Here is a 12338-nt window from a genome sequence, read left to right as displayed (position 1 = left end):
TCTTTATGCAATTCTTTGATTACTGGAATTTTTCGCCACTTTCGCGGCGTGCGCGGTAACCGATCAGCACCAGGCCGAGCAGCATCATGGCGAAGACTTCAGGCTCGGGCAATTCCGACATCTGCGGGGCTGGCATCGTGGCCATCTGCATGGCGTTCATCTGCGGGTGGCTGTCCATGGCGGCGGCGCCCGCCTGCTGGTTGTCCAATACCTCGATAGCGCTCGCTGGTGCGGCGGCCACCAGGGCGAGCATGAAAGCTGATGCGACTGCGTATTTTTTCACGGTGTTTCCTCTTCTTTTTGGTTTCCGCAAGAGCATGATTACTCATGCTGCATTGCAACCAGATGAGCACTAAATGCGAATCATCCAGCCTTGTATTTAACCACGCTCGCCACCGAATTCAAAGCCATTCCGCTCTAAACGTCGTTTTTTTGATGTTTTATTGATCAGAGGAATTAACATTTCTCGATAAATGCTGCGCTGCATCAAAACGCAAGGAAACTGTCAAAAAAACACGAGGGTTGCCACTTGTTACAGCTCGCTCTCGCGCGACAGCAAGCCGTGGCAGTAGGCGGTATCGGACAGGTCGACTGCGCCGGTCAGAGGGTCGTCGGCGGCGGCGGAACGGGCGCCGAACAGGCTGGCGAAATAAGCGAGGAGACGACGCATGTCACTAATCCATTCGTGGGTTTTAAGGATCATCTAATGATCGCGATTTACCATCAAGGGCTGATACGAAATGTTACGAACATACCGGCATTTCCCAAGCGGGCCTTGATGTGGCTCAGGTCCACCACAAGACGCATTGTCGAGTTGATCAGAGGTGTTGCGTCGCAAAATTTTTTCAGCAGATCAAGGTATACCTGGCATTTTTTTGGCGGTATAGTCTCCCTAATCCATTGCCTTCAAGCATCAAATTGATGGCAAAGGAGCACGCATGGGCCACATCGCCCGTCGTGCGGATGTACCGTCAGGCGACATCGATCGGCCACATGGTTTGCGGAAATTATCATGGTCACATATCGAACGTCGCTGTCACTGCCGCTCCCCACCATCGCGCGGCAGAAGAACGATGTTTGCATAGTCATTCCGTCCGCAGCCACCATTCATAGAGTAACCACATGCCCAATCTTGCCCAGCTCCAGCTCGCCCTCAAGAATGTCTACGTGCGCATTGGCGCCGGACTCCTGTTCGTCCTGCTCGTCGGCTTGGTCATCTACAACGCCGATGTGGAGCAGGACACCAGCCCGCTGGTTCATTCGCAGGACATTTCGCGCATCACCGCGCTGGCCTCGCAGAAGGACAAGCTGGAATACCTGATGGTGGCCAAGCCGCTGTCGGAGTCGCCGCGCTACATCTTCAAATTCAAGGACGCGCCCCAGCTGCACGTGATCAAGGTGCCGAGCACCTCGCACCTGAGCCTGGAGCGCGAAGTGCTGCTCAAGAACGCGATTCCGTACTCGATCGCCAAGGAAGACTACCTGGCCTCGCACAAGGCGGTCCTGCTCGACGAAGGCCAGAACGCCGCCAGCGCCGAAGCGGTCGCTTTCCTGAAGCGCCACGCGCTCGATATCTTTTTGATCCTGCTCATTCTCTACGCGATCAAGTTCGGCATCCCCGGCATGGGCATGAGCGCCGCCGTCATCATGCCGGACAAGCTCAAAGGCAGCATGGATGACCTGATCGGCATGGACGACATCAAGCAGGAAGTGCTGCACCTGGAAGACATGATCCGCAACCGCAGCGAATACAAGTCGCACAACATCGACAAGCCGTTCAACGTGATGCTGACCGGCCCCGCCGGCACCGGCAAGACCAAGCTGGTTGGCTACCTGGCCAAGAAACTCAATGTACCGCTGATCCAGGCCTCCGGCTCGGCGCTCGAATCGGGCTACGTGGGCGGTGGTTCCAAGGCCTTGAATGCGCTGTACCGCAAGGCCTGCGCACGCGGCAGCTGCATCATCTTCCTGGACGAAGCGCAAACCCTGTTCATGCCGCGCGGCCGCGGCGAGAAGAAGTGGGAAGACGACACTGCCAACACGCTGCTCGGCCTCCTGGACGGCGTTAAGAGCGACAAGGGCGCCGGCGTGATCTGGGTGGTGGCCTCGAATTTCGACGACGCGTCGGTCGAGATGGATGAAGCGATGCTGCGCCGTTTTTCGGTCAAGATCAACTTCCGCCTGCCGAACAAGGGCGAGCGCGGTGCGCTGCTCAAGAGCTTTTTGGGCCGCAAGAAGGAGGGCCTGGTCGACTGGAACGACCTCGATCTGGGCCAGGTCGCCGAAATGACCGCCAACCTCAGTCCCGCGCTGCTGGAAACCGTGGTCGAACGCGCCAGCATGATCTCGATCCAGGAAAAGGCGATCATCAACACCGACTTGATGTTCCGCGCGTTCGAGCGCGCCACCCTGGGCTTGACCGACCGCGCCACTACCGCCGAAAAGCACAAGCAGCGCGAACGGGTGGCGCTGCACGAACTGGGGCACTTCTTCATGCAGATCGACCCGTACCTGCGCCAGGGCCTGAGCCTGGCCGAGGTGAAGGAAAAATCGCACCTGCTCAAGATCAGTACCGAGTCGGTGTCCAAATTGGGCGCGCTGGGGTATGTGCTGCAATCGGGCGATGACGTGTCGCTGCGCACCCTGGAAGAACTGGAGCAGGACGTGATCCAGCTGTACGGCGGCGTGGCGGCCGAGGAGCTGTTTTACGGAGCGCGCGGGATTTCGGTGGGCAGCCAGAACGACATCGAGAAAGCGACCAAGATGCTCAATTTGATGGTCAATCGCCTGTCGATGTATTCGCACTCCAAGATCGATTACACGCAGTTGAAGAACGAAGGCAGCGGCGAGCACACGGTCCGCCAGGTGGAAGAGAAGTCCGATGAGCTCTACACGTACACCCTGGGGGCGATCCGCGATTACAAGGCGGTGATCGAGTCGCTCAAGGATACCTTGCTGGACCAGTACGTGCTGTCCAAGGATGCCGTGTTCGCACTGCTGGAAGAGCGCCGCGATCTGCTGGCGTTTCACGTGGCCGGCCAGCGCTTGGGTAATCTGAAGCTGTGTACCGAGGCGGCGGCGGTTTAAGCATCGACTGTAAAGGTTGGTACCAGCTAAATATGCTTCGTCGTTCCCGGCCTCGGCGGCCCCCTTGGCGGGAACGAGGAGTTAGTTAGTGCGGCTTCACCGCCGCCAGATCCACGCTGATCCGCTCGGCCATACTGCGCGCCAGCTCCCTCTCCCCGACGAACACCTGGCTGCCGGTCTCCTTGCGCAGCAATTCCGCTTCCTCCTCGTTATGCGTGCGCACCAGCGTACGGATCCCCGGATTGAGCGCGCGCGCCGTTTCGATCATGGCGCGTACATGGAAGGTATCGGGCGTGGCAATCACCAGCAAGGCCGCGCGCGCGATGTGCGCCTGGATCAGCACCGCCGGTTCCGCCGCGTTGCCCGCCACTGCCGCAATATCGCGGCGGCGCAGCTGGTCGACCAGCTCGCGGTTCTGCTCCGCCACCACGATATGCACCCCCTGCGCCGTGAGCGCATCGGCGATCATCCGGCCAACCCGCCCGTACCCGACCAGCACCACCTGCCCGCTCAGGCGCTCCTGCGGCACCGACATCGGCAGTTCGGCCAGCGGATCGGTCGAGCGCTCCACCTTGCGCGCCGCGTCCGAGCGCGCGCGCAAGGCGCGCTGCAGCGGCTCGATCGCCTTGAACAGCAGCGGATTGAGCGCGATCGACATAATCGCCCCGGCCAGGATCAGGCTCTGGCCTTCTTTCGGCAGCAAGCCAAGCGACATGCCGAGCGCCGCCAGGATGAACGAAAATTCGCCGATCTGCGCCAGGCTGGCCGACACCGTCAGCGCCGTATTGAGCGGATAGCGCAACGCGATCACCAGCGCAAAGGCCACCAGCGACTTGCCGAACATGATCACGGCCACCACCGCCAGCACGCGCAGCGGGCTCTCGACCAGCACCATCGGATCGGCCAGCATGCCCACCGACACAAAAAACAGCACCGAAAACGCATCGCGCAGCGGCAGCGATTCTTCGGCCGCGCGGTGGCTCAGGGGAGACTCGCGCAGCACCATCCCGGCAAAGAACGCGCCCAGTGCGAACGACACGCCAAACAATTCCGACGAGCCGTAGGCAATGCCGACCGCGGTGGCGACCACGGCCAGCGTAAACAACTCGCGCGAACCGGTGCGCGCCACGCGCCACAAAAACCACGGGAACAGCTTGCGCCCGACCACCAGCATGAAGACGATAAAGGCGGCCACCTGCCCCAGGGTGAGCCCCAGGGTTTTCCAGATGTTCGCGTCGGCCCCGGCGGCGACGCCGTCCGGCCCTGTTCCGCCCAGCGCGCCGGCCAGCGCCGGCAGCATCACCAGCATCAGCACCGTCACCAGATCCTCGACCACCAGCCAGCCGACCGCGATGCGGCCGTTGATCGAATCGAGTATGCCCAAGTCCTCCAGCGCCCGCAGCAGCACCACTGTGCTGGCCACCGACAGCGCCAGCCCGAACACCAGGCCCGCGCCCAGGCTCCAGCCCCAAAAATACGCCATGCCGATGCCCATGCCGGTGGCCGCGCCGATCTGCAGCACCGCGCCAGGCACGGCGATGCCGCGCACTTCCATCAGGTCGTCCAGCGAAAAATGCAGGCCGACGCCGAACATCAGCAGCATCACGCCGATTTCGGCCAGTTGCCCGGCCAGCGCCACGTCGGCCACGAAGCCCGGCGTGGCCGGGCCGATCACGATCCCGGCGGCCAGGTAGCCGACCAGCGCCGGCAATTTGAGGCGCACCGCGATCATGCCGAATATGAGGCCGAAGCCCAACGCGGCGGCGATGGTGGTAATCAGGCTGATGTTGTGGTGCATACGGACGCTCTCCTCGTGATGGGCGGAGCCCCCAGTATAGTTTACATGGTCCTGTACAGACGCCTACGGAATGGTGGCCAGCGCCAGCAAAACCTTGCGCACCGAGGCGCGCACCGCCAGGAATTCGTCGCGGCGCCCGGTTTTATCGAGCCGGAACAGCATCAGGCCCTCGATCTGCGCCACCATCAGGATGGCGCGCTGGCGGTATTGCTCGTCGCCGATGGCGGGATTGAGGCCGCGAATGAGCTTGAAGATGGCCTTGCGCTCGCGCGCCATCATGGTATCCATCAGGTTCGAGGCGAAGGCGTTGCGCGAGGCCAGTGCCCAGATCTCGAAAAAGATCGCGTGCGTCACGGGGTCGGTGATCTCTTCCAAAAACATGTCGCAGGTCGACAAAAGCTGGTCCAGGCGCGGCTCGCTCGTCATGGCCGCCGAAATCGAATCCATCTTCGACTGGAACACGTCCATCGTATAGAGCAGCAGCGCTTCGAGCAGCGCATCCTTGCTCTGGTAGTAGTGCTGCACGTTCGACAGGCTGATGCCCACATCCGCCGCCACGCGCCGCATCGACAGCCCGGCATAGCCTTCGGTCGCCAGCAAGGTGCGCGCCGCACGCAAAATGTCGTGAGCCCGCCCCAATCCTTTTTCGGTGGTGACGGAGGCTTTGTGTTTGAGGGCGCTGGCGAGGGTCGGGGACATGGGCGCGATTATCGCATGGCGCTATGCAAAGCAGGTCGGCTGACCTATAATCGACGCACTAGGTCGAGCGACCTAGTTCATAAAAATATCCAGGAGACGCGCATGAGCCGCAAAGTTTTTGTCACTGGCGTGGGCATGATCCCCTTCGCCAAGCCGGGCGCCAGCGCGCCTTACGACCAGATGGGCGCGCTGGCCGCGCGCCAGGCGCTCGACGATGCGGGCGTGGCCTACGACGACATCGAGCAGGCCTACGCCGGCTACGTGTATGGCGACTCCACCAGCGGCCAGAAGGCGCTGTACCAGGTCGGCATGAGCGGCATCCCGATCGTCAACGTCAACAACAACTGTTCGACCGGCTCCACCGCGCTGTTTTTGGCGCGCCAGGCCATCGCCAGCGGCGCCGCCGAGTGCGTGCTGGTGCTCGGCTTCGAGCAAATGAGCCCGGGCGCGCTCGGCGCCGTGTTCGCCGACCGTCCCAGCCCGTTCGAGCCGTTCGACCGTGTTACCGATGAACTGGTCGGCATGCCCGAGCTGCCGCTGGCGCTGCGCTACTTCGGCGGCGCGGGCCTGGCCCACATGAACAAATACGGCACCCCGTTCGACGCCTTTGCCAAAATCCGCGCCAAGGCCAGCCGCCACGCCGTGAACAATCCGCTGGCGCTGTTCCGCAAGGAGGTCACGCCCCAGGACGTGCTGGACGCACCCATGATCTGGCCGGGCGTGATGACGCGCCTGATGGCCTGTCCGCCGACCTGCGGCGCCGCTGCCGCCGTGCTGGTGTCGGAAGACTTCGCGAAAAAGCATGGCCTCAAGGCCGACGTGTATATCGCCGCGCAAGCCATGACCACCGACCGCGCCAGCACGTTTGACTCGGGCGACATGATGCGCCTGGTCGGCTACGACATGAGCCGCGATGCCGCCGCCAAGGTGTACGCGCAGGCCGGCATCGGTCCCGACGAACTCGATGTCGTCGAACTGCACGACTGCTTCGCCCACAATGAGCTGATCACCTACGAAGCCCTGGGCCTGTGCCCGGAAGGCGGCGCCGACAAATTCATCAACGATGGCGACAACACCTACGGCGGCAAGGTCGTCACCAATCCGTCCGGCGGCCTGCTCTCGAAAGGGCACCCGCTGGGCGCGACCGGCCTGGCCCAGTGCTTTGAACTGACGCACCAGTTGCGCGGCAGCGCCGGCGCGCGCCAGGTCGACGGCGCGCGCGTCGCGTTGCAGCACAACCTGGGCCTGGGCGGCGCCTGCGTGGTCACCATGTACCGGGCCGCATGATGGAGATGAACGTGTGCGGCGCCTCGCCCTGGATGACCCCCGAACTGGAAGGCTTTCGCGACGCCGTGCGCCGCTTCGCGGCCAGCGAAGTCGCGCCGCACCAGCAGCGCTGGCGCGAGCAGCAGCACGTCGACCGTGATCTGTGGCACAAGGGCGGCGCCATGGGCATCCTGTGCGCCGACATCCCCGAGCAGTACGGCGGATCGGACGGCAGCTTTGCGCACCAGGCCATCGTGTTCGAAGAACTGGGCTACTGCGGCGACATGGCCTTCGGCATCCACGTGCACGCCATCGTTGCCCATTACCTGCTCAACCAGGGCACCGAGGCGCAAAAGCGCAAGTACCTGCCCAAGCTGGCCAGCGGCGAAATGGTGGCGGCGATCGCCATGTCGGAGCCGGGCGCCGGCTCCGACCTGAAAGGCATCCGCACCACCGCCGTCAAAACGGCCAGCGGCTACAAGGTCAATGGCTCCAAGACCTTCATTTCGAACGGCTACCTGGCCGACCTGGTCGTCGTCGTGGTCAAGACCGATGCCGAAGCGGGCGCCAAAGGCGTTTCGCTGCTGTTGATGGAGACCCGGGACAACCCCGGCTTTCGCGTCGGCCGCATCCTGGAAAAGGTCGGGCAAAAGGGCCAGGACACCTGCGAACTGTTTTTCGAGGACGCCCATGTGGCGCTCGACAACGTACTCGGAGGCGTGGAGGGGCAGGGCTTTGCCCAGCTGATGACCGAGCTGCCCTACGAGCGCACAATCCTGGGCGTGGCCGGCGTGGCCGCGATCGAACGGGCGCTGCGTTTGACGATCGACTACACGCGCGAACGGCGCGCCTTCGGCCAGGCCCTGATCGAGATGCAGAACACGCGCTTCGTGCTGGCCGAAATCAAGACCGAGGCCACCATTGCGCGTATTTTCATCGACCGCTGCATCGATGAGACCATGAAGGGCAACATGGATACCGTGACCGCTTCCATGGCCAAATACTGGATCTCGGACCTGCAATGCAAGGTGATCGACCAGTGCGTGCAGCTCTTTGGCGGCTACGGCTACATGCTCGACTACCCGATCGCCCAGATGTACGTGGACGCGCGCGTGCAGCGCATCTACGGCGGCGCCAATGAGATCATGAAAGAAATCATCGCCCGTTCACTGTAGGAGAAGCGCATGGCAGGACCGCTGGCAGGAATCAAGGTGATCGAAATGGCAGGCCTCGGACCCTGTCCGTTTGCCGCCATGATGTTGGCCGACATGGGCGCGCAAGTGATCCGCATCGAGCGCAAGAGCGCGCCCGGCGCGGCCACGCCGTTTCCCATGCTGGGGACGAAATACGACGTGCTGGCGCGCGGACGGCGCTCGCTGGCGCTGGACCTCAAGCAGCCGGCCGCGCAAGCGATTGCGCTGGACCTGATCGCCAAAGCCGACGCGGTGCTCGAAGGCTTTCGCCCCGGCGTGATGGAGCGGCTCGGACTCGGGCCGGACGCTTGCCTGGCGCGTAACGCCGCGCTGGTGTACGGGCGCGTGACCGGATGGGGCCAGAGCGGCCCGCTGGCGCAGGCGGCGGGGCACGACATCAACTACATCGCGCTCACCGGCATGCTGCACGCGATGGGCCGCGCCGATGCGCCGCCGGCGCCGCCCCTGAACCTGGTGGGCGACTTTGGCGGGGGAGCGATGATGCTCGCCTTCGGCGTCGTTTGCGCGCTGCTGGAGGCGCGCGGCTCGGGCAAGGGCCAGGTGATCGACGCCGCCATGACCGACGGCGCGGCGCTCCTGGGCGCCATGATGTACGGCTTGCGCGCCCAGGGCGGCTGGAGCGGCGGGCGCGAAGCGAACCTGCTCGACGGCGGCGCCCATTTTTACGACACCTACGCCTGCGCCGACGGCAAATTCGTCTCTGTAGGGGCGATCGAGCCGCAGTTCTACGCGCTGCTGCGCAAACTCGCCGGGGCCGAAGATCCCGCCTTCGACGCGCAGATGGAGCCGGCCGGCTGGCCTGAGCTGAGCGACAAACTGGCGGCCTTGTTTGCGCGGCGCACGCGCGACGCGTGGTGCGCGCTGCTGGAAGGGACCGACGCCTGCTTCGCGCCCGTGCTCGACCTGGACGAAGCGCCGCGTCATGCGCACAACGCCGCGCGCGCCACCTTCGTGGAGGTCGACGGCGTGATGCAGCCGGCGCCGGCGCCGCGCTTTTCGCGCACCGTGCCGGAACTCGGTAGCGCACCGGCCTGGCCCGGCCAGCACAGCGCGGCGGTGCTGAAAGACTGGGGCTGGGATGATGATGCGATTGCCGCCCTGGCCGCGCAGGGCGTCATTTGAGGAGCGTTCTTATCGATATGGCGCTTGTGTGGCCCGATTAACCAGCGCTTGGGGCGATCAGGAGTAAGATTGTCACAGTCAAACACCCTGCGGAGGCACTATGCAAGATACCCTGAGCGGCCCTGAGTCCTTCCCGGACGACAGCACGGCCGAATCTGAAGCGATTCCGGGGCGCGACCTGTTCATCGTCGCCAAATTCTTCACGCCGACCGAAGCGCACCTGGCGCGCAGCTTCCTGGTCGCTTCCGGCATTCCGGCCGTGGTGGCCGATGTCAACCACGCCCAGGCCGACCAGTTCCTGCTGCCCGCGATGGGCGGGGTGCGCGTGCTGGCGCCCCAAGAATACCTGGAACAGGCGCAGCAACTGCTGGCCGCGCGCGAGCACGGCGACTTTGCCCTGAGCGACGATGCCGATGTGGGCCAGCCCGAGTAAACGCGCGGGCTAAGCGTCGATGGTCGAGGTCCATCCCGGCAGGGCGCCGATGCGTGCCGCCAGGAAGTCCATGAACAGGCGCGAGCGCGCCGGCTGGTAGCGGCGCGACGGATACACCAGCGCTAGTTGCTGCGGCGTGCCGCTCCACGCGGGCAGCACGCGCACCAGCCGGCCCGCTTGCAGCATGTCGTGCATCAGCCAGTGCGGACACAGGCCGATTCCGGCGCCGGCAAGCAGGCAGTCGCGAATGGCCAGCGCGTTATTGACCCGATAGCGCCCGCGCGTCGTCACCGTGACCGCTTCCACCCCGCGTTGCAGTGTCACTTCGTCGCCGTCCGCCAGCCAGGCAAAGCGAATGAAATCGTGCTGCGCCAGGTCCTCCGGCCGCTCAAGGCGAGCATGTGCCGCCAGGTAGGCCGGCGCCGCCACCAGCGAGCGTGGCGAGAGCGCAATCGACCGTGCTACCGAATCGGGCGGAAGCGGACCGCCCAGGCGCACCGCCACGTCCACGCCATCGCCGACCAGGTCGACGAAACGGTCATTCAAAATCAGCTCGATCCCGATGTCCGGATGCAGCGCCAGGAACTCCTGCGCCAGCGCGTTCAGGTGAAACTGGCCCAGCGCCACCGGCGCGTTCACGCGCAGCAGGCCCGTTGCCTGGCGCGCGTGGCCGCGTACGTCGGCCAGCGCATCCTCGTATTCGTCAAGCAGGCGGCGGGCGCGCTCATGAAAGCGCAAGCCTTCGGCCGTCGCCAGCAGGCCCGTGGTGCTGCGCTCGAGCAGGCGCACGCCCAGGTGGGCCTCGAGCGCGTTGATCGCCTTGCTGACCGTCGGCTGCGTGGTGCCGGCCTCGCGCGCTGCCGCCGACAGGCTTCCCAGGTCGACCGCGCGGGTGAACAGGTGCATCAAGCGCAAGGTATCCATCGTTGCTCCTTATTCCAGATTGGAATGGATGATAGTCGATCCGGCTGTCTACCGGCGCAATGCGGAATGGCCTACCTTGTGCCTTCACTTCATTCAAGGGGAAATGCCATGTCGGGATTACGCGCGCTGCCGGTCTTGTTATTGTTTTCATTGCAGCTTGCCGTCGCCAGTGAGCCGCACTGGGTCGCCAGCTGGGGCGCCAGTGCGCAGGCGCGCTGGGACGACAGTTTCATCCTGCCGGTGGGCGTGCCGGCGTCGTTCGAACAGCAGTCGGTGCGCGACGTGGTGCGCCTGAGCGTGGGTGGCAAGCGCCTGCGCATCGTGCTGTCGAACCGCTACGGCGCCACGCCGCTGCAGGTGGGCGAGATGCGCGTTGCGCTGGCCGGCGACGGGGCCGCGCTGATGGGCAGGAGTCGGGCGGTCACCTTCGGCGGCAGTGCCAATGCCAGCGCGGCACCCGGTGCGGTGCTGGTCAGCGATCCGGTCGACCTGGCGGCCGGCGCGCTGGCGCGGCTGGCCATCACCACCTACTACCCGGCGCCCACGCCGGTGTCGACCTTTCACTGGGGCGCCCAGCAAACGCCGTATCTGGTGCGCGGCAATGCCACAGCGGCGGCCGACCTGCCGGCGGCCGTGCGCTTTCCGGGGCGCGCATTTTTGACTGCGGTGCTGGTCGAAGCGCCTGCCGCGACGCGCAGCGTGGTGGTGCTGGGCGACTCGATCACCGACGGTAACGGCTCCTCGCCCGACCGGGACCGGCGCTGGACCGACGTGCTGGCGCAGCGGCTCGCCCCAAGCGGCGTGGGCGTCGTCAACGCCGGCATTTCGGGCGCGCGCCTGCTGGGAGAGCGCATGGGCGCCAATGCGCTGGCGCGCTTCGACCAGGATGTGCTGGCGCGGCCCGGCGTGGCCAGCGTGATCGTCATGATGGGGATTAACGACATCGGCTGGCCCGGCAGCCCGTTCGCGCCGGGCGATGCCGCCGTCAGCGCGGAGCAGGTCATCGAGGCCTATCGCCAGCTGATCGCGCGCGCCCGCGCGCACAAACTGCGCATCGTCGGCGCCACGCTGCTGCCGTTCGAGGGCGCGCTGGCCGGCACGCCCTACGAAGGCCATTACAGTCCCGCCAAGGAAGCAGTGCGCCAGCGCGTGAACCGCTGGATTGTGGGCAGCGGCCAGTTCGATGCGGTATTCGATGCCGATGCCGTGCTGCGCGACCCGGCGCGGCCGTCGCGCATGCGGGCCGATTACGACTCGGGCGACCATCTGCATCCGGGCGACGCCGGCTACCGCGCGCTGGCAAAAGCGCTCGACTTGGGCCAGCTGATGGGGAAAAAGCGGGTGCGGCACTGAACCAGATGGCGGCGGGCGACGTCCAAGGAGGTGAGATCACCTGCCAGGGAGTTGTCCATGAACGATTTTTTTGACGCACGCAACAAAAAGCTGATGCGCGACCTGCAAGCGGCCGCGCTCAATGTGCTCGACCATAACCAGACCGAAGCGCTGTGCATTCCCATCGACGGTACCGATCCGGTGCTGTACGTGTTCGTGGGCGACTCCGCCGCCCTGGCGCGGGTGTGCGCGATTGTCGACAGCGAGGGTGGGCCGATGAATTTTACCTAAGTAAGTGCGCATAAATTCTTGTAATTTCTAGCTTCCATAAGCGGTGCCTTGCTGCGTTGCCCACCGCTAGCAGCCTGTCGGACTTGGGATCGTCGGCTGCAAAAATACCTGGGACGGCCCATATTTCGCCGCTTTCTCGGCCAATAGCTCGCTATTGGCACTGCGAAATCGT

At 64.5% G+C, this 12338-nt stretch carries 12 protein-coding genes; 7 read left to right on the top strand and 5 right to left on the bottom strand.

Annotated features, from left to right (window positions below):
- Positions 1 to 19 precede the first annotated feature (19 nt).
- A complete protein-coding gene (locus tag F2P46_RS07590; protein ID WP_166887024.1) occupies positions 20 to 283 on the bottom strand; it encodes a PEP-CTERM sorting domain-containing protein in 264 nt (87 codons plus the stop codon).
- Between the two features lie 249 nt (positions 284 to 532).
- A complete protein-coding gene (locus F2P46_RS07585; RefSeq protein WP_166887021.1) occupies positions 533 to 670 on the bottom strand; it encodes a hypothetical protein in 138 nt (45 codons plus the stop codon).
- Positions 671 to 1122: 452 nt separating this feature from the next.
- Between F2P46_RS07585 and F2P46_RS07580 the strand changes: the two genes are divergently transcribed.
- A complete protein-coding gene (locus F2P46_RS07580) occupies positions 1123 to 3087 on the top strand; it encodes an AAA family ATPase (RefSeq protein ID WP_166887018.1) in 1965 nt (654 codons plus the stop codon).
- An 85-nt stretch (positions 3088 to 3172) separates the two neighbouring features.
- Here the strand turns inward: F2P46_RS07580 and ybaL are convergent, their stop codons facing one another.
- Positions 3173 to 4885 (bottom strand): YbaL family putative K(+) efflux transporter, encoded by a 1713-nt coding sequence (gene ybaL, locus F2P46_RS07575; RefSeq protein WP_166887015.1) that lies wholly within the window; start codon positions 4883 to 4885, stop codon positions 3173 to 3175.
- A gap of 63 nt (positions 4886 to 4948) precedes the next feature.
- Positions 4949 to 5584, bottom strand: coding sequence for a TetR/AcrR family transcriptional regulator (locus F2P46_RS07570; RefSeq protein WP_166887012.1), 636 nt, complete (start codon positions 5582 to 5584; stop codon positions 4949 to 4951).
- A gap of 102 nt (positions 5585 to 5686) precedes the next feature.
- Between F2P46_RS07570 and F2P46_RS07565 the strand changes: the two genes are divergently transcribed.
- The 4 genes from F2P46_RS07565 to F2P46_RS07550 all read left to right on the top strand — a co-directional run bounded on the left by F2P46_RS07565 (position 5687) and on the right by F2P46_RS07550 (position 9619).
- Positions 5687 to 6871 (top strand): lipid-transfer protein, encoded by a 1185-nt coding sequence (locus tag F2P46_RS07565; protein WP_166887009.1) that lies wholly within the window; start codon positions 5687 to 5689, stop codon positions 6869 to 6871.
- Entirely contained in the window at positions 6871 to 8025 is a 1155-nt protein-coding gene (locus tag F2P46_RS07560) for an acyl-CoA dehydrogenase family protein (RefSeq protein WP_166887552.1), read from the top strand. Before F2P46_RS07565 ends, F2P46_RS07560 begins: the two co-directional genes overlap by 1 nt.
- Positions 8026 to 8034: 9 nt before the next feature.
- Positions 8035 to 9186 carry a CaiB/BaiF CoA-transferase family protein gene (locus tag F2P46_RS07555; protein WP_166887006.1) on the top strand — a complete coding sequence of 384 codons (1152 nt, stop codon included), beginning with the start codon at positions 8035 to 8037 and terminating at the stop codon, positions 9184 to 9186.
- Between the two features lie 100 nt (positions 9187 to 9286).
- Entirely contained in the window at positions 9287 to 9619 is a 333-nt protein-coding gene (locus F2P46_RS07550; protein WP_166887003.1) for a DUF2007 domain-containing protein, read from the top strand.
- 9 nt (positions 9620 to 9628) lie between these two features.
- Here the strand turns inward: F2P46_RS07550 and F2P46_RS07545 are convergent, their stop codons facing one another.
- On the bottom strand, positions 9629 to 10543 hold the full coding sequence (locus F2P46_RS07545) for a LysR family transcriptional regulator (RefSeq protein ID WP_166887001.1): 915 nt from the start codon (positions 10541 to 10543) through the stop codon (positions 9629 to 9631).
- 108 nt (positions 10544 to 10651) lie between these two features.
- On the opposite strand from F2P46_RS07545, the gene F2P46_RS07540 reads away from it, so the two are divergent.
- Positions 10652 to 11896, top strand: a complete 1245-nt coding sequence (locus F2P46_RS07540; RefSeq protein WP_166886998.1) for an SGNH/GDSL hydrolase family protein — start codon at positions 10652 to 10654, stop codon at positions 11894 to 11896.
- A gap of 57 nt (positions 11897 to 11953) precedes the next feature.
- Entirely contained in the window at positions 11954 to 12166 is a 213-nt protein-coding gene (locus tag F2P46_RS07535; RefSeq protein WP_166886996.1) for a hypothetical protein, read from the top strand.
- The last annotated feature ends 172 nt before the right edge of the window (positions 12167 to 12338 follow it).

This window comes from Massilia sp. CCM 8734 (genome assembly GCF_011682155.1).
Classification (GTDB): domain Bacteria; phylum Pseudomonadota; class Gammaproteobacteria; order Burkholderiales; family Burkholderiaceae_D; genus Telluria_A; species Telluria_A rubra.
This window is presented reverse-complemented; position numbering and strand designations above follow the sequence as displayed.

What these genes read in the sequence shown, in the direction of transcription:
- F2P46_RS07535 (WP_166886996.1), top strand. Translation starts at nt 11,954, where the DNA reads ATGAACGATTTTTTTGACGCACGCAACAAAAAGCTGATGCGCGACCTG.
- F2P46_RS07540 (WP_166886998.1), top strand. Translation starts at nt 10,652, where the DNA reads ATGTCGGGATTACGCGCGCTGCCGGTCTTGTTATTGTTTTCATTGCAG.
- F2P46_RS07580 (WP_166887018.1), top strand. Translation starts at nt 1,123, where the DNA reads ATGCCCAATCTTGCCCAGCTCCAGCTCGCCCTCAAGAATGTCTACGTG.
- F2P46_RS07565 (WP_166887009.1), top strand. Translation starts at nt 5,687, where the DNA reads ATGAGCCGCAAAGTTTTTGTCACTGGCGTGGGCATGATCCCCTTCGCC.
- F2P46_RS07550 (WP_166887003.1), top strand. Translation starts at nt 9,287, where the DNA reads ATGCAAGATACCCTGAGCGGCCCTGAGTCCTTCCCGGACGACAGCACG.
- F2P46_RS07545 (WP_166887001.1), bottom strand. Translation starts at nt 10,543, where the DNA reads ATGGATACCTTGCGCTTGATGCACCTGTTCACCCGCGCGGTCGACCTG.
- F2P46_RS07555 (WP_166887006.1), top strand. Translation starts at nt 8,035, where the DNA reads ATGGCAGGACCGCTGGCAGGAATCAAGGTGATCGAAATGGCAGGCCTC.
- F2P46_RS07560 (WP_166887552.1), top strand. Translation starts at nt 6,871, where the DNA reads ATGGAGATGAACGTGTGCGGCGCCTCGCCCTGGATGACCCCCGAACTG.
- ybaL (WP_166887015.1), bottom strand. Translation starts at nt 4,885, where the DNA reads ATGCACCACAACATCAGCCTGATTACCACCATCGCCGCCGCGTTGGGC.
- F2P46_RS07570 (WP_166887012.1), bottom strand. Translation starts at nt 5,584, where the DNA reads ATGTCCCCGACCCTCGCCAGCGCCCTCAAACACAAAGCCTCCGTCACC.
- F2P46_RS07585 (WP_166887021.1), bottom strand. Translation starts at nt 670, where the DNA reads ATGCGTCGTCTCCTCGCTTATTTCGCCAGCCTGTTCGGCGCCCGTTCC.